11 protein-coding genes are annotated in these 19,089 nt (G+C 67.2%); 3 read left to right on the top strand and 8 right to left on the bottom strand.

Annotation, left to right across the window (positions count from 1 at the left end; all coding sequences use genetic code 11):
• Positions 1–634 precede the first annotated feature (634 nt).
• The 8 genes from NQE15_RS16770 to NQE15_RS16735 form a co-directional block, all read right to left on the bottom strand.
• Positions 635–1,333: a hypothetical protein gene (locus tag NQE15_RS16770; protein WP_265942885.1), complete on the bottom strand. Its 699-nt coding sequence runs from the start codon at positions 1,331–1,333 to the stop codon at positions 635–637.
• 12 nt (positions 1,334–1,345) lie between these two features.
• Positions 1,346–1,870, bottom strand: a complete 525-nt coding sequence (locus tag NQE15_RS16765) for a phage tail protein (RefSeq protein WP_265942883.1) — start codon at positions 1,868–1,870, stop codon at positions 1,346–1,348.
• 46 nt (positions 1,871–1,916) lie between these two features.
• A complete protein-coding gene (locus NQE15_RS16760) occupies positions 1,917–4,199 on the bottom strand; it encodes a phage tail sheath C-terminal domain-containing protein (RefSeq protein ID WP_265942881.1) in 2,283 nt (760 codons plus the stop codon).
• A gap of 531 nt (positions 4,200–4,730) precedes the next feature.
• Positions 4,731–6,305, bottom strand: coding sequence for a hypothetical protein (locus NQE15_RS16755; protein ID WP_265942879.1), 1,575 nt, complete (start codon positions 6,303–6,305; stop codon positions 4,731–4,733).
• A 30-nt stretch (positions 6,306–6,335) separates the two neighbouring features.
• Positions 6,336–7,028, bottom strand: a complete 693-nt coding sequence (locus NQE15_RS16750) for a M15 family metallopeptidase (protein ID WP_265942877.1) — start codon at positions 7,026–7,028, stop codon at positions 6,336–6,338.
• 30 nt (positions 7,029–7,058) lie between these two features.
• The gene (locus NQE15_RS16745; protein WP_265942875.1) at positions 7,059–12,965 is read right to left on the bottom strand and encodes a CHAT domain-containing protein; all 5,907 of its coding nucleotides are present in this window, start codon (positions 12,963–12,965) and stop codon (positions 7,059–7,061) included.
• A gap of 85 nt (positions 12,966–13,050) precedes the next feature.
• Positions 13,051–13,887: a caspase family protein gene (locus NQE15_RS16740; protein WP_265942873.1), complete on the bottom strand. Its 837-nt coding sequence runs from the start codon at positions 13,885–13,887 to the stop codon at positions 13,051–13,053.
• 39 nt (positions 13,888–13,926) lie between these two features.
• Entirely contained in the window at positions 13,927–15,906 is a 1,980-nt protein-coding gene (locus tag NQE15_RS16735) for a tetratricopeptide repeat protein (RefSeq protein ID WP_265942871.1), read from the bottom strand.
• Between the two features lie 450 nt (positions 15,907–16,356).
• On the opposite strand from NQE15_RS16735, the gene NQE15_RS16730 reads away from it, so the two are divergent.
• Genes NQE15_RS16730 through cysW form a run of 3 tightly spaced genes read left to right on the top strand, consistent with a single transcriptional unit; the run spans position 16,357 to position 19,086 of the window.
• Positions 16,357–17,361, top strand: coding sequence for a sulfate ABC transporter substrate-binding protein (locus NQE15_RS16730; RefSeq protein ID WP_265942869.1), 1,005 nt, complete (start codon positions 16,357–16,359; stop codon positions 17,359–17,361).
• Positions 17,362–17,365: 4 nt separating this feature from the next.
• Positions 17,366–18,193, top strand: coding sequence for a sulfate ABC transporter permease subunit CysT (gene cysT / locus NQE15_RS16725; protein ID WP_265942867.1), 828 nt, complete (start codon positions 17,366–17,368; stop codon positions 18,191–18,193).
• On the top strand, positions 18,193–19,086 hold the full coding sequence (cysW, locus tag NQE15_RS16720; RefSeq protein WP_265942865.1) for a sulfate ABC transporter permease subunit CysW: 894 nt from the start codon (positions 18,193–18,195) through the stop codon (positions 19,084–19,086). The genes cysT and cysW overlap by 1 nt, the downstream gene beginning before the upstream one ends.
• The last annotated feature ends 3 nt before the right edge of the window (positions 19,087–19,089 follow it).

The following is a 19,089-nucleotide window of genomic DNA, read 5'->3' as shown; positions in this document are numbered from 1 at the left end:
GGACGGTCACGGTCTGATCGGGGCGCCGGCCGGTCGCCAGCGGAGCGTCGGTCGGTGGCGAGCCTGGCGGCTCCGGCGCCGGCACGGGGCGATTCGTTGCCGGCGAGAGAAGCCGGCTGACCAGGGTTTCGAGGTCGCTCAACCTGCCGCTGGTCGCATCGCCGACGGGATGGCTGTCCGGTGCCGCTGTTGGTTCGGGCAAGCGGCTGGCCGGCATGACCGTAAGCGGTGGATTGACCGGCGTGTCGCGGCGCGTCGGGGCGGGTGGGAGATTTTCTTGCGTGCTATGGCGCGGCCCGGCGGTTTGCGGCAGCACGGTGTTAAGGGTCGGCTGCGCGGTCGGGGCGGGCCGGACATCGCTGCTCGCCGCTTGGTCATCGCCAGAGTCGTTGGCGCGCTGTCCGTGAATCGGAGCAGGGGCGTGCGCCGGCCTGACATCGCCGCGCCGGCTGGGCGGTGCCGCCATCGCCGGCGCTGGTGCCTCGTTCGGCAGGGCGGCCGGCGCCGACTCGACGGCCGCCGCCAGAGTTTCCGGCGCCGGGCGGCATAGGGCAGGGCGGCCCGTGGCCGGGCGGCCGGGGCGAGGCCCAGGCTGCGGGCGGCGAGTTGGTGGAGGAATCCGCTCATCGCCGTCCTAACCGATCAGGCTCAGGTAGGCTGCCCGGCGCGCCGGGCTCAGCGCCAGGATGTCGGCCTCGCGCCAGCCGTAGGCGCCGGCCAGCCGATGCACGGCTTCGAGCAGGCGGTGGGCGCAGTTGCCGAGTTCGGCCCAGAAGCAGCTGCCGATGTCGAGGGCGGCGTCCCAGGCCTGGCCGCAGTCGGTGCACTGCATGCCGAGCCGGATGTTGGCGGCGGGATCGAGCGCTTCCAGCCGGCTTTCGAGTTCGGCGATCAGGGCCGGCGAGTTTCCGGCCGGCTGGCCGATCCGGCAACGCTCGAGCAGGATGCCGACGGCCATTTCCGGGTCCGCGGCGTCGAGAATCATCGCTTGGTCCCGGCTGGTCGGCAGCCGCCATTGCCCGCCGTCGAGCGCCACCCGCGCCGCGCTCGGCGGCTGCGGCAGTTCGCCGAGCAGGGCGCCGGCGTCGAGGCTGAACTCCATCAGGCTGGCGCAGGACGGGCAGGTCGCGTAGCCGTCCAGCGCATTGCCGAACATCGCGTTGCGCAGGGCGAGCAGATGGATCTCGCGCCAGCCGACCGGCTGGTCGGCCAGTTGTTCGGGCGCCTGCTCCGGCATGGCCAGGGCGAGCGCCAGCAGGGCGCGGTCAAGCGGATGGCGTGTCTGTCCGGCGTCCCACAGGGCGAGAAGTTGGGTGCTGCTCAGCGCTTGCATGGCGAGGCTCCATCAGCCCGGCTCGACAAAGCTGGGTTCGGTCGGTTCGCCGACTTCGTAGTCGCGTTCCCAGCCTTCGTTTTCGAGCTTGATGTGCTGGATGGCCACGGCATTGGCATTGGCGTCGAGGTCGGGCAGCGCCTGGTATTCGGAAACCCAGCAGCGAAAGACCTTGTAGGCCAGCGCCAGTTGCCCGGCCTCGTTATAGACCTCGATGATCAGGTCCTTGCGGAAGTCCTTGAGCGAGACCTCGCTGCCCAGGCCGGAACCGAGGTTCCAGACCTTGTTGGCCCACTGCTCGAAATTGGTGTCGTGGGTGACGCCGCGTTCCAGCGTGATCGCCTCGAACTTGCTGCGTCCGGGCGATTTGCGGGCGCTCGAGGGGTCGCCGCCTTCGCGGTGTTCGACGACCTCGGTCGTGCGCTTGAGCGACGACACCTTGCTGATCCCGGCGACGTAACGGCCATCCCATTTGACGCGGAATTTGAAATTCTTGTAGGGATCGAAGCGTTGGGCATTGACGGTGAACTGGGCCATTTTCAGTCTCCTCGAATATCGGTTCAGTTTGTCCTGGCGACGACGGTCAGACCTGGATCTGCCCGGCCAGCTGCTGGATGCTGATGACCACGAATTCCGCCGGCTTGAGCGGCGCGAAGCCGACCAGGATGTTCACGACGCCGCGGTTGATGTCGTCCTGGGTGGTCGTTTCGCGGTCGCACTTGACCAGGTAGGCCTCGCGCGGCGAGCTGCCCTGGAAGGCGCCCTGGCGGAACAGGCTGTTCATGAAGGCGCCGATATTGAGGCGGATCTGCGCCCACAGCGGTTCGTCATTGGGTTCGAAGACCACCCACTGCGTGCCCCGGTACAGCGATTCCTCGATGTAGAGGGCGAGGCGGCGGACCGGCACATACTTGTATTCGGAACTCATCTGGTCGGCGCCGCGCAGGGTGCGGGCACCCCAGCTGACCGCGCCATAGACCGGGAAGGTGCGCAGGCAATTGACGCCGAGCGGGTTGAGTACGCCGTTTTCGCCATCGGTCAGCGGCACGGCCATGGACTGGACGCCGGCCAGGTTGGCATCGGTGCCGGCCGGCGCCTTCCAGACCCCGCGGCTACCGTCGGTGCGGGCGTAGAGCCCGGCCAGCGTGCCGCCGGGCGGGGTCAGGCGGGCCTTGCCGTTTTTGAGGGGGTCGGCGACGTAGGTCCAGGGGAAATAGACCGCGGCGTGATCCGACTTGGGTAGCTCGGTGCCCGAGGCGGCCGCCGCCATGCCGGCGACGTCGCTCGCTGTGAGCGGCGCATCGACGATGAAGAAGGCGCGGCGTTCCTCGCAGTAGGCGGCGGCATCGGCCAGGACGCCGGGATCGGTGATGCCGGGCAGGACCAGGAGGTTGAAGAGGTCGGCATCCTCCAGCGCGTAGAGGCCCTGGCGCTGGGCCCGGCTGCCGATGAAGGCGGGGTAGATGTCGGCCGGCCCGTAGGGGGTCTCGCTGCCGCCGTTGAGGAAGGTATTGGTCGGCGGGGCGGCGAGCGTCGCCTCGGCCAGCAGGTGCAGGCCGGCGGTGATGTCGTTGGCCGGCGCGGCGCTGACCGCGATGGCCGAACCGGCCCCGCGCGAGCCGCTGGCCAGAAGCAGCGTGCTGCCGACGACGCTGGCCGTGAATGCGCTGTAGGCCGGATTGCCGGGTTTCAGGGCGCGGACGGCGGTTTGCAGGCGGCCGGCCATGTCGGCCAGTTTCGCCGCCAGATTGGCGCCGGCGGCTCCCGTGTTGCCGAGATCGACGACGTCCGGGCCGTAGCCGTCGAGGCTGATGCGCAGGCTGGTGTGGGTGGCGTCGGGCAGGGTGTCGAGATCGGTGGCGGCGAAGGTGCCGCTGGTCAGGGTTGCCGGGTCGGGCATCGGGGTCGGGCGAACGCCGGCCACGGCATCGACTTCGCTGCCACCAGCGGCGACACCGAGTTTCAGCACGCCGGCGGCGTTCTTCGAACTGCCGCCAAGGACGCGGACCGTAGAAAACTCGCCACCCGTGCCCGAGGTCAGGACCAGGGTGCTGCCGCTGCGCGTGCAGGTAAAGCCGGAAAGCGCGGCCTGTCCACCGGCCTGGGCCCGAACCTTGGCCTGGATGGCGGTGGCCAGCGCGGTCAGGCGCTGGGTCGCGGTGCCACCGGCGATGTCGCCGGGCAGCGTGATGCTGACGGTGACCGGCGCCAGGCCATTGACCACGACGCGGAAATCGGTGTGCGTGGCGTCGAGCACGGTCTGCACGTCGGCCAGGGCGCCGCTGGTCGAGGTGCCGGCCGGCAGGGCGTTCAGTGTTGCGCCGGACACGTCGCGGCTGATTTTCACCAGTTGCGAGACGCCGTTGATCAGGTCGGGCAGGTAGCGGGCATCGGCCGAGTTCATCGAGACATTGGCGTATTGCTCGGCGCGGCCGTCGCTGCCGCGGACCAAGCTGATGTTGAAAGTGCTGTCCGGCAAGGCGGTCGCGTAATCGACGCGCACCTGGATGTCGTTGCCCGAGGCGCCGGCATCGAGCGCCGTTACGGTCAGCACCGGAATCGGCGTCGCATTCTGCAGCGTCCGGCTGGCTGGTGCGGCATCCTTGACGACGCGGACGATCCAGGTGTCGGTGCCGCCGTTCAGAAAGAACTGGCGCACCCCGTAGCTCATCTCGGAATCGACCGTCAGGCCGCCGAAAGCACGCTCGAAATCGGCGAAGCTGTGGATTCGGGTCGCCTTGTTGATCGGCCCCCGGGCGGCGGCGCCGAGAAAGGCGGCAACCGAGGTGGCCACCCCGGCGATGGTGCGGACGCCACTGGAAACTTCCTGGATATAGACGCCGGGGGAGGCAAGCTGTAAGGGCATGACGGACTCCTTTCTGCGGGCCGGCCGGCGGCCTTCCCGTTCGCGATCACATCGATACGTCTGCCGGTTCCCGAAAGCCCTTCTGGTCGCAACGACGGCCAGAAACAGACAGCGAATCGGCTCGTAAATGGCTCCTCAAGGCGGAGCCGAAAGGCGGTGCCCGGACGCTCGATCCGCGACACACGCAAGGGCCGAAGCCCATTTATCAATCCCACAGCCCGGGTGGGGTGGGTGAAATTGTCAGTTGATCCGGTGGGGTGGCCCTGGGGTGGGGGCGGCCAGCGGCGGTTGTTTCGGACAGTGCCAGTCGGCTGGTGAGCCGGTTGGCTTATTGCGATTTTTTTGCTGCGTTTTTGTATGCCGGAGAAATCACTCTATATGACGGATTTTGTGAATACAAGGTCATTTATTTTGATTTTTTCGCAACGGAACTTCGCGCTCCAAATGCCGGTCCAAGGCCGTTCTACAAGGTTTTTGCAGTCGTTTTTTCCCGACATGGCACGGTGCCGGATCCGCTCGCCCAAGCCGCTATCAGGGGCCGGATTTTTCCGTTTTCGCGGAGGGTTCGGGAAAAAGGGCGGCGAGCACCTGCGCTGCCTGGAATCGCCGGCTGCTGTCCAGGTCGAGCCAGACGAAACGATCGGCCGGGGCGCCACCCGCGGCGTCCCGCGCGGCCGGCAATTCGCTCTCGGCGCTGGTCAGGACGACGACGCGGGCGACTCCCGACGCCCTGGCAAGCACCCCCAGTTCATGGATGCAGCCCTTGTTTCTGGCTTTGAAGCTGCGCAGGTCCATGAGCACGACGTCGCTGATGCCGACCAGGGCGGCGAGGGCCGCCTGCCAGGTCTGGTCGTGGCAATAGCATTCGTTGATCCGGTAACGCCCTTCGGCATCGGGCGCCAGCTCGAAGGCGGCCAGGCGCGGCGCGACCTCGGACGGGCTGCGGATGAAGCGTTCGCCCAGCCGGCGGTCGATGAAGGTGAAAATGTCCTCGGCGTCGATCGTGCGGTCCACGAGATCGGTGCCGGCGATCAGCACCGTATTGCCGGTCAATCGCCAGCGCTCGATGACCTGGTCGAAGAGGGCGGATACCGCGGCGTCCTGCTGGAAGACCCGCAACACGAGCAGGGTCGGCGGCCGCCCTGGGATGGCCGGGCGCAGTCGGGGAGCGAGCAGCATGGCGAGCGGAATCCAGAGCAGCGGCAGGAGCACGATGGCACCGCCCCACCCGAGGTGGCTGGCCGAACTCAGGGCCGGAAAGAACAGCGCAATGCCCCAGACCGCGGAGAACAGGTAAATCAGCTCGGAAAAATGGCGGCTCGTGTAGGCTCGGGCCAGCCAGTGCCCGAGCCACTTGACCGGCCACCAGGCGAGCAGCCAGGGGAGCAGGCCAAAGCCGATGATCACCGGCCAGACGCCGAACCATGCGGAGAGCGCAGGCAGGAGCGGGGCGCGGTCATCGACCAGGCTTTCGAGCAGGTCGAGCCCGCTCTGGCTCGACCACGACAGAACCAGGAAAGGCGGCAGCAGCCAGGGACCGACGGCACGGGTGGCACTGCCCAGGCAGAGGGTGGCGACGACGATCAGGGGCAGGCCGATTTCCATGCTCAGCATCTGGACCAGCGCGGCCAGGCTGACCGCCTCGGTCGTCCGCCAGGCCAGCAGCGCCAGGGCGGCCAGCCACCAGGCGGCGAGCAGGCCGCCGACGCGCCAGCGCGACCAGCGGCGGAGCAGGCCGATGACCGGGATCACCGGCCAGGCGAAGACCAGCGCCAGCGTGGCCAGGCGCGAAACGGTCGGCTCCGTTTCATAGACAAAACGGAATTCGATATAGGCACGGGTCAGCGCCATCAGCAGCGACAGGCCAACCAAAAGGGCGACCAACCACCACAGGGCGCGCCGATTGTCGGCCAGGCTCAGCGGCGCCGGCGGGCTGCGCACCGGCTCGCCGGGAACGGCGGTCGCCGGGGTGTCCGAAACCGGCGTCGTCGCCGCCTGCATCAGCCGGGTCATGGTCTTCCGGTAACGCCAGACGACGAGGCGGGCGCTGAGCAGGGCGAGGGCGGCGGCGAGCAGGAAGAGAAACATCAGGCGGCCGGTTTCCATCAGCGTCTCCCCCTGCGCCCGGGCCGGCGCTCAGTAGCCGGTGCAGTACTGGAAGTGCATCGGGTCCTTGCCGCGCCCGGCCCAGCGGCCGCCCCAGACGAAGCCCAGGCCTTCGAAGAGCTCGACCAGGCGCGGGTCCATGTCGCCGGCGGTGCCCATGGCATTGGTGTTGGGATTGAGGTCGATGGCGATGCCCCAGGAATGGGTCGAGGGTTTGACCCCGCTGCGCTTGGCCCGGAACTGGTAGCCGCCGCCGTAGGTCTTGACCGCACTTTGCAGCCCGCGCGCCACGATCTGCCGGAAGACTTCCTCGAACAGCGGCGCCAGTAGTTTGTGGCAGCGGATGCCGGACGCCGACTTGCTGGTGTCCCAGGCCAGCGGAATCGCGAAGGGCAGCACCTGGCGGACGATGCGGCTGGCTTCCCAGCGCGGGTCGATGTTGCCGTCGGCGCCGATGAACTGCAGGATGTCGCCGAAGCAGTCGCGCACTCCCTGGAAACCCGACGGTGCCACCGGCCAGGCGGCGGCGCGCGGCAACGGTGCGGTGCTTGGCTTGAGGTCGCGGGCCGAGGGCAACTGGATGGCCTGGCCGACCATGATCTGGTTGGCGTCCGGCAAGCCGTTGAAATCGGCCAGCGACGCGGCCAGCTTGGCATCGCCGAGCTGGGCCTTGGCGATCCGGCTGAGGGTGTCGCCAGCAGCGAAGATGTAGGTTTTGGCCATGGTGGGTCTCCTGGTCGTTGATGGAAGGGCTCAGCTTGTTTTCTTGCGTGCCGGCGCCCGTCGCCGGCCACTCGCCGGGGCGGCGGCTGGGGAGGGGGCCTCGGGGTCGGCCAGCCGCTTGAGCAGGGCGGCCCGTTCGGCGTCGCCGGCCTGCTGGCGCAGCTCGAGGAAGCGGGCGAGCAGCTGCAGCTGGGTTGCCACCGAGTCCCATTCGCGGGCGGTATGGGGAACCTCGCGGGCCAGTTGCCGGTAGGCGGTGCGCAACTGTTCATCCGGGTCGGTGGTCTTGCCGCTCAGCAGCCAGGCGACAACCGCGGCATCCGGCATGCCGACCGCATCCCAGAAACTCTTGCTGGCGGCGAAGCGCCGGCTGGCCTCGGCGCTGCAGCGGCGGGCCAGTTCGGCGCCTTCTTCCGGGGTGGTCGACAGGCGGCCGGCCAGCCAGGCAAAAGCCAGGGCGTTGAGAGTGTTGTAGGAATCGGCGGCGCTCTCGCCACCCGCCTTGCGATAGGCGGCTGCAGCGGCGTCCAGCGTGGCGGCGATGGCTTTCCAGCCGGGCTTGCCGAGTTTGGCCTGGGCCGCCGCCTGGCGCTTCAGCGTGCTGCCGAGCAGGGCGGCGCGTTCCGGATTCCTGAGCGCGGGTTGGCCGTCGACCGCGGTATCGAGGGCGAGCAGGCGGCGGGCGGCAGTGTCCAGCAGGCCCAGGCCGTCGGCCTGGTGTCCCTGATTGATCAGCTTGTCGCCGCATCGGGCCTCGAGGTTGGCCAGCTGTTCGATGACCTGACAGCCGACCCGGCCGGCGCCATCCTCGCTCTGCAGGGCGGCCAGGTAGGCTTCCCGCGCCGCCTGGAAGCCGGCGTCGCCGAATTCGGCGTAGAGCCGGCCGAGCGCCTGCAGGACCTCGGGGCGGCGCGCCCATTCCGGCGGGCAGCGGGCGAGTTCGCGGCGCACCCAGGCGGCGTCGGTGGCAAAGCTCGTCGGCGCCTGGCGACCCGCCCGCGTGGCATGGGAGATGCGGCGGTTTTCCAGTTGATCGAGCAATTCCTCGACCGCCATGTAGCGGCGGTTCGACTCCGCGCGCCGGCCGTCGGGCGGGCCGAGGCGGTAAGCCGGATCGCCATAGGCCTGGTAGGCGCCCCAGGTATTGGTCGCCCGATGCTGATCGTAGGTCGCGACGCGGGCGGCGAAGACAGCGTCGCCAAAGGTGTCGCCGGTGGTCAGCTTGTCGAAGAAGACGGTGGCGAAGGTTTCGGCCGCGCTATCGTCCACCGCCCAGCCGGCGGCGACCACGCAGCGCACGCCGATGTCGATCAGTTCGCGGGCCAGGCTGTAGGCCAGGCGATTGGGCTGGGCGGCCTCGTGGCTCATGCTGCCGAGGTGGCAGCAACTGAGGAAGACGACTTCGGGGACGACTTCCATGAGCCCGATTTCGACCGCGGTGATCAGCAGGCCGTCGGAGAGGACGACGCCGCTGTAGCTTCGGCCATCGACCCCCTTGGCCTCGAAAATGCCGTGGCCGCAGATGGCGAGCAGGCGGTAGGGGGCATGGTAGAGGTCGGCCAGCACGTCGATCGCCTCGCGTCCGTCCGCGCCGCAGACAATGTTGGTCCAGCGCGCTTCGCGCAGTTTGTCGCGGATCGCCTCGCCTTCCCGGATGGCGCCGGGGAGTTCGGCCAGGGCTTCGGTCTTGCCGCCGAAGCGGCGATGGTAGCCGTAGGTGCTGGGGGCGACGATGATGCAGGCGGAATTGCTGTTGGCGCTCGGCACCATGCCGCGGAAGCGGGCAGTGATCAGCTGGCGGACCATCGGCGAACGGACGGCGAGCGGTTCATCGTCGGCCTGCAGCAGTTCCCACGGTAGGCTGGCGGTGTAGCTGTCAAGGATCAGCAGCAGACGGGGGCTTTCGCGGGCGGCGCTCTTGTAGGCGACCGGCACCATGAGCTGGAACAGGGTCTGGCCAAGTTGCGGATTGGGGGTGTTGGTCAGGCGCTGCTTGCGGATGATGGCCTCGATCAGGCCCGGCTGGCGCTGCTGGACCAGGGCTTCGGCCCGGGCGCGCTGGGAGAGGAAGACGTACTTGAGGCGTTCCGGCAGGTAGCGCGTTTCGCCTGGCGCGGCATCGGCTGGCGGGGTGGTGCTGCCGACGTCGGTGGCGCTGGCGGGCTGGGCGGCGAGGACCGGCAGCCGGGCGGGCGGGAGCGGCGACCGGACCGACGCCTCGGTGCTATCGGGGGGCAGGTTGCCGTCGGGAGCGTCGGCATCGGTAATGATCAGCCGCGACCAGTAGCCCTGGCCGCTGCGGGCGGCGAGCCGCTCGCGGACACCCTTGCCGATTTCCAGGCTGCGCGCCACGTCGAGCTCGGCGTTCAGCGCCCGCAACTGGCTGGCCAGGGTCCGCGGCAATTCGGATACGGCATGGGCGGCGGTGATCGCCACGTCGCGATAGATGTCGATGAAGGTCAGCGTCGCCACCGGATTCCCCGGAAACTCGGAGTTGGCCACGACCTGGGCGAACTGGTTGTTGGCTTCGAGAACGCCGCAGGTGACGGCGGCCACCGATTCATCGACGCTGATATGGGCCGTCGAGTTGCCGCCGAGCAGCAGGCTGTAGAGGCGGATCGGGGTTTCGCTGCCGAGGGCGCTGGTGTCGCGCAGCAGGAGCAGCAGGCGGAGCACGGCGGTGCGCACGGTTTCGCTGATCTGCCGGGCACCGAGCTGGCCGTTGAAGTCGCCGAGGCCGACGATGATGGCGCCCGGCCGGCTGTCGCGCAGCGATTGGCCGGTGCTGCGCGGCGGCAGAACGATGGCCGCGGTGCCGATTTCGCCGGCGTAGACCCCGAGGCGTTCGCGCTCGCTGAGGCGGCCGTCGAGTTCCTTGTCGAGGATGGCCTCGGCGGCGGCGATCGGGTCGCCGATATAGTGGCCGCAGATGACCGGCTGATCGACGAAGCGCAGATCGCCAGCCAGCACGGAGACGGCCAGGCCGGCCTTGGGCGGGCGCTGGCGGCGGCGCGGGGTGCTGCCGATCAGGGCGCGGGCCAGTTCGTCTTCGCTGGGGATCACCGGTGGCGGGGCCTCGAGCACGAAGGTTGCGGCCGCGGCGCCGCGCGTCTGGGGCAGACGTTCGAGCTGGTCGGTGGTGCCGCGGGTGACGAGGTCGAGAATGGCCGGAAAGTGCTCCTCGACGCTGGCCAGGTCGCCGTGTTCGATCGGCATGTACCAGCCGCGCTCGTTGTCCGGCACGTTGTCGAGGCGACCCGAGGCCCAGGTTACCGAGCCGTCGCCTTCGCTGGTGAACAGCAGTTGCAGGCGGCCGTCGGCGGTCTTCACCACGCCGCAGGGGGTTTTCTCGCCCTGGCCGTATACGTAGCAGACCCGGTCGGGGTCGGGTACCTCGTTGCGCGGCAGGAATTCCCAGAAGGCCTTGGCCAGGCCAAGGAATTCGGCGCTCGGCAGGGCGCCGATCTTGTCGCCGTACCAGCGGTCGGTATTGCAGTTCCGGAGATCCTGCCAGGTGTCGGCCAGGTAATACTGCTCCGTCGGCACCCGCGGGTCGTTGCCGACATCGTTCCAGGCCGGGCGGGGAAGCAGGGTCAGGGCCCCGGGGAAACCGCCGACGATGTCGAGCACTTCCTGCAGGCTGTGCTGGGTGTCGAGCTTTTCCAGGCCGCGCATCGAACTGGTTTTGCCGAGCAGGGTGTGAACCATCAGGTGGGCGCCGTTGTTCGGCGTGCCGAGCATGACCAGGCGGCCGCCGGAAGCAACCACGGCTTGCCAGGACTCCGGATATTTTTCCATCAGGCAACGGGCGACCAGGCCGCCCATGCTGTGGGCGAGCAGGCGGACCGGCTGGCCGGGGTTGTCCTGGATGGCGGCTGCGATCCGTTGCTGCAGGGCATCGGCACAGAGGCCGACCGGCTGCCGCCAGTCGTAGGGACAGCGGATGACCTCGTGGGTGGCGCCGAGATAGTCGGCCAGGTCGCCGTAGATGCGCTCCCAGATATCCTCGGCAAAGGCCTGCGGATCGGCGATGTCGGCGATCCGCGAAAGATGGCCGAAGCCCAGGCGGAAGGCGTTGAACCAGATGCGGTCGATATCCTTCGGCCGTTTGTCGTGCACGGCGATGTGGGAGCCCATGATGCCGGGCAGCAGGATGACCACCGGCCGCGGCTGGCGTTCGCCGCCACGCTGGACCCGGCGGCTGTCGCGCTCTTTCCAGGGCGCCTGCTCGCCGGCGGCAAGGATCTCGAAGTGGGTTTCCCGGGACGGATCGTCGGCCAGCCAGGCATGCACGGCATCGCGGGTCGACTGGTTGAAGAAGTAGCGGAAATGGGTGACCGTTTCCCCCTGGTCGTAGAGATAGCCGGTGCCGGGCTGGAAGCCGAGGCCGGCATACATCGAATCGGTATCGACGACCAGATCGTTGTCGTAGTCGTCGAACAGGCGCCAGTCGCAAAACAGGTTGGCGACCCGGCGCCCGAGGTTGTTGAGCCCGAGGCCGCTGAATTCGGTGTCGCCGGCGATGACCGCCATGGCGATGCCGTCGCGGCGGCGGGTTTCGGGATGGGCGAGAAAGGCAGCGAGCGGCGAATCGACGCACATCGCGGCAATGCCCGGGATCATCCGCGGGTCGATCCGCCGACCGGCGATTTCGAGAATCAGGCGATTGACCACGCCAAAGGCGCTCGAAGCGCCCCGGCCAAAACTTTCGCCGGCCACCGGGCCGCCGAGGGCGGCCGCCGCCACCCCGACCAGGGCGCCGCCGCCCCATTTCATGAGGTTCAGGAAGTCCGACAGGGCGACGTCGAGATTGTCGGACAGGAAGCGCGTGCCGCGCGCCGGGCAGGCGACCCGGACGTAACGTTCGACGGCGATCCGCCGTTCGCCGATCAGTTTGACGATCAGCCGCAGGCGATCCCGCTCCTCGGCGGCTTCCCGTTCGAGGCCGGCCGGATCGGTCGCTTCGGCGGTGCCGATCCGGTAGGCGTCGATGGCCGGGGCGCCGACCTGGCCGAGGCAGAGCAGATCCCCGACCAACCCGCCGCGAGAGTGGCTGAGGATGCTGACCCGGGCGCCTGGCGGCAGGGCGTTGAGCACCTCGACGGCGTTTTCCAGCGGGCTTTGCGAGAAAGTCCGGTGCTCGTAGCCGAAAATGCCGCCGGGAAAGCGCTCGATGAGCGCCCGCCAGGTGGTCTCGTCGGCTCGCAGGTCGGCGAAACCACCGACGGTGTAGGAGCCGGTACCGTGGATCAGCAGCAGCATCGGTTGGCCGGCGCGCGCCGCGTCGAGGGCGGGCGCTTCGGGCGGGCAGTAATCGGCGGCGGCGATTGTCTTGTCGTGCCAGCGATAGAGGCCGGGCCGCCCGGCCAGCCGGGATTCGATCTTCCACATCAGCGCCTTGGCGCCGAGGAAGGTGGCGGTGTCCAGCAGTTTGCCCTTCAAGGGTTCGTCGAGTGCCTCTTCGGCTTGCTCGATCGCCCAGTCACGGGCCAGCGCCATGGCTTCTTCGGCCAGTCCGTCAGTCGGCAGGCGCAGCACCGAGATCACCTTCCAGATGACGTCGCCGAACCCGCGGCTGGCGGCATTCGGGTCACGGAAACGCTCGAGGTCGACGGCGCCATCGACCATCGCCTCCGGCTGCAGGCGGGCGACATCGGCGTTCAGCTGGTCAGGATGAATGAAGATCATCGTGCCGTCCTCGGCCTCCAGCGCCAGCACCCGATTGGGTTCGGCGGCAATGCCGACTTTTTCGCCCGGCGGCCCGCCGCGGGTGGCGGCGCCCAGGGAGTAGCTCTTTTCGACGACCAGCCCGGCCAGCAGGGGGTCGATTTCGCTGCCGCCGGAACGCGTGGTGCTGCGCAGCAGGGCGGGAATCTCGTTGCCGCGCGGGCTGGCGGATTGCAGGTAGAGGCTGGCAGAGGGCGTTTGATCAGTCATCGTGGGCTCCTGGGGGATTGGCGGGGCGCGGCCGGGCAAGAACTAAAGACCAGGACGGGCGCCCTGGCCGGCCGATCGGCGGCGTCTATTCAAATATCTTCAGGCCGCGGGCGGTTCGGCTGCCCACCAGTTGCGGGCTCTGCGGATAGCTGGCCGACGGCAGGTACTTGACGATGGCCTTGTGCCAGGCCGAGTAGGTGGCGCCCGGTTTCATGTCCTTGAGCGTCTTCAGGGCGTAATAGGTGAAGGCACCGTTGAAGCGCCCGTTGATCCGGGCGTCGTAGCTGAAGTTGTTCGGGCCCTCCTTGCAGCCCGAAATCAGCAGGTCGCCGAGTTGCCGGGAGTAGGCGCGGAGGAAGGGCGAGGCACTGCTCGGCGCGGCGACATGGGCGGCCACGCCGCCGGAACGGTTCTTGGGCAACTGATCGTCGGGCAGCCAGTTGCCCATCGGCATGAAGCGCGGTCGCGGCCCGTCGGCCTCCGGCTCGGCGGGCGCGGCCCGGGTCACGGTGCCGGAGTGGCAACTGTCCGAAATCAGGAGCAGGCGGACACCGGCCTTGCGGCTCAGGAAAATGTCGTGAATCTCGTCGTCGGTGAGCGCGGCATGCTGGAGTTGGATATCGTAGGGGCAGAGCGCTTCATCGAGGCCGTCGGCTTCGTCGCCATCGGTGTCCGGCTGGTAGGTGCCGTGGCCGGAGAAGGTGATGACGACGGTGTCGCCCTTGACCGCGGCGCCGATCACGTCGCTCATCGCCGCCACCATGGCGGCCTTGGTGGCCTGGCTGTCGAGCAGGCTGGTGGTGGCGTAACCGCGGGCGGCGAGGGCGGTCGCCCAGTCCTGGGCATCATTGACGCAGCCTTGCAGGTCCATGTGCGTGCCGGGGTAGTTGTTGATGCCGATGCAGAGTGCTTTCTTGCTCATGATGGGTCTCCTTTGGGTTTGGGGGCGGGAAAGTTGGCTTCACCACAGTTGTCGCGTATCGAGCCAGGTCACCTGGCCGGTCCGTCGCTTGACTTCGCGGACCATGTGGGCGGTGCCGCCGGCGCCATCGCCGCCGCCGCCGTTCCACAGGCAGATGAAGCGGACGCGCGAGATGCCCTGGGTCAGGGCGCTGTAGAGCAGCCATAAATTGCAACGTACGAAGGGGTCCATGGTGCGTCCCTCGCGGTCCTGGGGCAGCGGGCCGAGGGCATCGGGCATGATGCGGATGGGCAGGGTCAGTTTGTCGCGCAGGGCGTAGTAGCGCCGTCGCCAGTTTTCGCCGTCGGTGGCCGGCAATACCGAGGCTTCGATGAATTCCGGCTCGGCGAGCGGCAGCAGCATCTGGAAGCGGACGCCGCGGGCGAGGCAGGCTTCGCCGAAGAGCAGGTCGCCGCCCGAGGCGCCCTGGGCGATGGCGAGGTCGTTGGGGCCAGCCTCCAGGGCATCGAGCACTTCGCTGATGCGGGCCGCGGCGATCGCCTCCTTGTCGGCCGGAAAGCGCGGTTCGGGCCGCTCAGGACTGTCGATCATGTGGCCGGAAAAGAGAAAGACCCGGTCGGGTTGCCAGTGGTATTCCGGCGGAACCATCCGCTGCATGGCCCGCTCGATGGTGCAGATGGCCATCTGCACGTTCTCCGGGCGGAAGCCCAGATCGTTCAGTACGCGCAGGTGGGAGAGCGTCGATTCGAGGGCCAGCCAGTCGTTGTCGGCATGGACGATGGCTTCCTTGTAGGCGGCCCGAACCAGCGCCGGGTCATCCTGCAGAAGGGAGAGGCCGCCGAGGTTGGCCTTGGCCCAGTAGCGTTTTGCCTCGTCGCGCTCGCAACTGGCGCCCCAGGCGACGCCGCCGGCCATGGTGGCGGCTTCGGCCAGGTAGCGGGGGTCGCCGGTCAGAGCGTGATAGGCGTGCATGAGAAAGACGGCACTGATCCCCGAGAAGTAATCGCCCGGGCAGACGCGGAAGGCGGTGCTGTAACTGTCGATCGCCTGGCGGAGCAGGGCATCTTCGTAGGCGGCATCGCTGCGCATCTGCTCGACGCTGTGACCGGGGATGCGCCAGGCGGCAACCCATTCCTCCTTATCGAGGCGGCCCATCAGATCCCAGGCGCCGACATCGTCGGGATCGAGGGCGATCAGTTGCTGATAGACGGCGCGCGCTTCGTCGATGCGGCCGATGCGCTGCAGGCAGATGCCCCGCTGGCGGAGTGCCTCGTAGTTGTCGGGGTCGAAGGCGAGGGCCAGTTCGAGTTGTTCGAGGGCGAAATGGAAGTGCTGCATGCGGCGCAGCGCTTCCCCCGCCTTCAGGTGGGCTTCGACGCGCAGCGCCGTGACCGGTGCCTCGTCGGCCAGCACCAGGATGTCTTCGGGGCGATCGCCATTACGCGCGACTTCGATGCGGATCGCCCATTCCTGGTACTGCTCCCAGTACTCGAGCGCTGCGCCGACCCGCAGCCGGTTCCAGGCCGGTTCCTCGAGGTTGGGCAGGAGCGCGTAAACCGGGCTGCTCTTGCGGCCGTGCCAGGCGCGCAGGGTCTCGCGCGCCATTTCGCAGAGCGCCCGGCGCTCGGCGGCCAGGGTGTCGGGATCGGGTGCGCCGTCACGCAGGTGATAGTGCATCTTGCGGTCGGTATAGATGTCAAACGGCTGTGTCGCCCGCGGCCCCTGCACGAGAATGACACCGCGCGCCCGCAAGGCGTGGCGCACGCCGAGTTCGTACCAGACATTGGGATTGTCCAGCGTCAGGTCGGCGACCACGAGGTCGGCCATCAGCAGTTCCTGGAACATGTCGGCGCGGATGTCGCCGGCGGCCTGTTCCTCGTCGGCGCGTAATACTTCGAGGCCGGCATCCTCGAGCGCGGGCTTGAGCAGTTGCGCATAGACCTGTTCGAAGTCGATCAGCTTGCCGTTACCGTCGGCTTTGACACCGAAGGGCATGGCGATAAAGACATGAAGTCTCATCCGCGCCTCGCTGCTGGCTAATGCATTCTCTGTCGGTCCCGTGTACGCCCGCTAATCGCTGAAGCGCCCGGGGTTTATCGTCCGGCCATTTTTTTTCCAAACGGCAGTTCCATCTTAGTCTGATGAATCCGTCATTCCAAGGGCAAATCTTTCACGCCAGGGCAGTCGGCGAACGGCAGTTCTGCGCGCTCGATACCCCGCGCCCCCGCAGTCGCTCAGCGATGCCGTCAACATGCTGCTTGACGTTGGAATGGAGTGCGGCACCGGACGAAGGTTCCCGCGATTTGCGTCGTTGGCGTGGCGCCATTGGCGGTCTCAAATTTGCAGGGCATTTTTTCGTTGATGTGGACGGGGTCCTCCTGAATATCCAAATAACAATAATGTCGTTCGATCCTTTTTTGTTCTTCCGTAAATTTGGATCTCCTCTTTAGCCATTCCGGAATACCCGCCATGCCAATCAACACCATCCGTCGCAGCCTGATCGCTCTCGCCCTGGGGGCCGCCCTCGGCGGCAATGCCCTGGCCGACGTCTCGCTGCTCAATGTTTCCTACGATCCGACCCGGGAGCTCTACCAGGAGTACAACGCCGCCTTCGCCAGGCACTGGAAGGCGAAGACCGGCGAAACGGTGACCTTCAAGGCCTCGCATGGCGGTTCCGGCAAGCAGGCGCGGGCGGTCATCGATGGCCTCGACGCCGACGTCGTGACCCTGGCGCTGGCCGCCGACATCGACGCAATCGCCGACAAGGGGCTGCTCGCCAGGGATTGGCAGAAGAAGCTGCCGCTGAATGCCTCACCCTATGCCTCGACCATCGTCCTGCTGGTTCGCAAGGGCAACCCGAAGGGCATCAAGGACTGGGGCGACTTGGTCAAGCCGGGTGTCGAAGTCATCACCCCGAATCCCAAGACCTCCGGCGGCGCCCGCTGGAACTACCTGGCCGCCTGGGCCTACGCCAAGAACCTGAAGGGCGGCTCCGATGAAACCGCCAAGGACTTCGTCAAGAAGCTCTACGGCAACGTCAAAGTGCTCGACTCCGGCGCCCGCGGTTCGACCACGACCTTCGTCGAACGCAACATCGGCGACGTCCTGATCGCCTGGGAAAACGAGGCCTACCTGTCGCTCAAGGAACTCGGCCCGGACAAGTTCGAGATCGTCACGCCGTCGGTTTCCATCCTGGCCGAACCGCCGGTGGCCGTGGTCGACAAGATCGTCGACAAGAAGGGTACACGCAAGGTGGCGACCGAGTACCTGAACTACCTGTACTCGGCAGAAGGCCAGGAAATCGCCGGCAAGAACTACTACCGTCCGACCGACAAGAAGGTCGCCGCCAAGTTTGCCAAGCAGTTCGCCAACCTCAAGCTTTTCACCATCGACAAGGAATTCGATGGCTGGGACAAGGCGCAGAACACCCACTTCGCCGATGGTGGCACCTTCGACCATATCTACGCGAAGTGATGCGATGAGCCGCCGCCATGCCTTGCCCGGCTTCAACCTGTCGCTGGGCTATACGCTGACCTGGCTATCGCTGATTGTCCTGATCCCGCTGGCGGCGGTCTTCATCAAGACCGCCGAACTGACGCTGGAACAGTTCTGGTACGTGGTCACGACGCCGCGTGTCGTCGCTTCCTACAAGCTGACTTTCGGCGCTTCGCTGGCGGCGGCGGCGATCAATGCCGTCTTCGGCCTGCTGCTCGCCTGGAGCTTGGTGCGCTATACCTTTCCGGGCAAGAAGGTCGTCGATTCGCTGGTCGACCTGCCGTTTGCATTGCCAACCGCCGTCGCCGGGATCGCACTGACTGCGCTGTGGGCCGGCAATGGCTGGATCGGCCGTATCGTCGAGCAGTTCGGCATCAAGGTCGCCTTCACGCCGCTCGGCGTCCTGCTCGCCCTGGTCTTCATCGGTCTGCCCTTTGTCGTGCGCACCGTGCAGCCGGTCCTCGAGGATCTCGAAGTGGAGATCGAGGAGGCGGCTTCCAGCCTGGGCGCCAATCGCTGGCAGACGATCCGCCAGGTGATCTTTCCAACGCTCCTCCCGGCGCTGCTCACCGGCTTCGCGCTGTCTTTCGCCCGCGCCGTCGGGGAATACGGCTCGGTCATCTTCATCGCCGGCAACATTCCGCTGGTTTCCGAAATCACCCCGCTGATGATCATCACCAAGCTGGAACAGTACGACTATCGGGGCGCCACGGCGATCGCCGCGGTCATGCTGGTGGTTTCCTTCATCCTGCTCATCACCATCAACAGCCTCCAGGCATGGACGGCCAAACGTACCGGGAAAGCAAAATAATGGCGGCGACAATTTCTCTCCATCTCGGGCCGACGCATGCCGAGCGCTATGAAAGCAATCCGGCGACCCGGGAAAGCGCCTGGGTCAAATGGACCATCATCGGCATCTCGCTGACCTTCTTCGCCCTGTTCCTGCTGATGCCGCTGGTCGTTGTCTTCTACGAGGCGCTGCGCAAGGGCTGGGACGCCTATCTGGTCGCACTGGTCGAGCCGGACGCGCTGAGTGCGATCCGCCTGACCCTGATCGCGGCCCTGATCTCGGTGCCGCTCAATTTGGTGTTCGGCGTCGCCGCCGCCTGGGCGATCGCCAAGTTCGAATTCCCCGGCAAGTCCTTCCTGATCACGCTGATCGACCTGCCATTCTCGGTGTCGCCGGTGGTCGCCGGGCTGATCTTCGTGCTTGTCTTCGGGCGGACCGGTTGGCTGGGTTCCTGGTTCATCGACAACGACATGAAGGTCGTCTTCGCGGTGCCCGGCATCGTTCTGGCAACCATCTTCGTGACCTTTCCGTTCGTCGCCCGCGAGTTGATCCCCTTGATGGAAGCGCAGGGCAGGGACGAGGAGGAGGCATCGACGGTGCTCGGGGCCTCCGGCTGGCAGACCTTCTGGCATGTCACGATCCCCAATGTCAAATGGGGCCTGCTCTACGGAGTGATCCTCTGTAATGCCCGGGCGATGGGCGAGTTCGGCGCCGTCTCGGTGGTTTCCGGCCACATCCGCGGCGAAACCAACACCATGCCGCTGCATGTCGAGATCGTCTACAGCGAGTACAAGTTCGCCGCCGCCTTCGCCGTCGCCTCGCTGCTGGCGATCCTCGCGCTGCTGACGCTGGTCATCAAGAGTTTCATCGAATGGCGGGCCGCCCAGGCGGCCAGCGAAACCGCCGACGGGTGAGTG

Origin of the sequence: Dechloromonas sp. A34 (genome assembly GCF_026261605.1) — a bacterium.
In the GTDB taxonomy this organism is placed as follows: Bacteria; Pseudomonadota; Gammaproteobacteria; order Burkholderiales; family Rhodocyclaceae; genus Azonexus.
Note: the sequence above shows the minus strand (reverse complement) of the source record. Positions and strands in the feature narration are given on the sequence as shown.

Bases quoted from the DNA above. Each gene is read 5' to 3' on its own strand.
- cysW (WP_265942865.1), top strand. From the start codon at position 18,193: ATGGCGGCGACAATTTCTCTCCATCTCGGGCCGACGCATGCCGAGCGC.
- NQE15_RS16745 (WP_265942875.1), bottom strand. From the start codon at position 12,965: ATGACTGATCAAACGCCCTCTGCCAGCCTCTACCTGCAATCCGCCAGC.
- cysT (WP_265942867.1), top strand. From the start codon at position 17,366: ATGAGCCGCCGCCATGCCTTGCCCGGCTTCAACCTGTCGCTGGGCTAT.
- NQE15_RS16755 (WP_265942879.1), bottom strand. From the start codon at position 6,305: ATGGAAACCGGCCGCCTGATGTTTCTCTTCCTGCTCGCCGCCGCCCTC.
- NQE15_RS16750 (WP_265942877.1), bottom strand. From the start codon at position 7,028: ATGGCCAAAACCTACATCTTCGCTGCTGGCGACACCCTCAGCCGGATC.
- NQE15_RS16740 (WP_265942873.1), bottom strand. From the start codon at position 13,887: ATGAGCAAGAAAGCACTCTGCATCGGCATCAACAACTACCCCGGCACG.
- NQE15_RS16730 (WP_265942869.1), top strand. From the start codon at position 16,357: ATGCCAATCAACACCATCCGTCGCAGCCTGATCGCTCTCGCCCTGGGG.
- NQE15_RS16735 (WP_265942871.1), bottom strand. From the start codon at position 15,906: ATGAGACTTCATGTCTTTATCGCCATGCCCTTCGGTGTCAAAGCCGAC.
- NQE15_RS16770 (WP_265942885.1), bottom strand. From the start codon at position 1,333: ATGCAAGCGCTGAGCAGCACCCAACTTCTCGCCCTGTGGGACGCCGGA.
- NQE15_RS16760 (WP_265942881.1), bottom strand. From the start codon at position 4,199: ATGCCCTTACAGCTTGCCTCCCCCGGCGTCTATATCCAGGAAGTTTCC.
- NQE15_RS16765 (WP_265942883.1), bottom strand. From the start codon at position 1,870: ATGGCCCAGTTCACCGTCAATGCCCAACGCTTCGATCCCTACAAGAAT.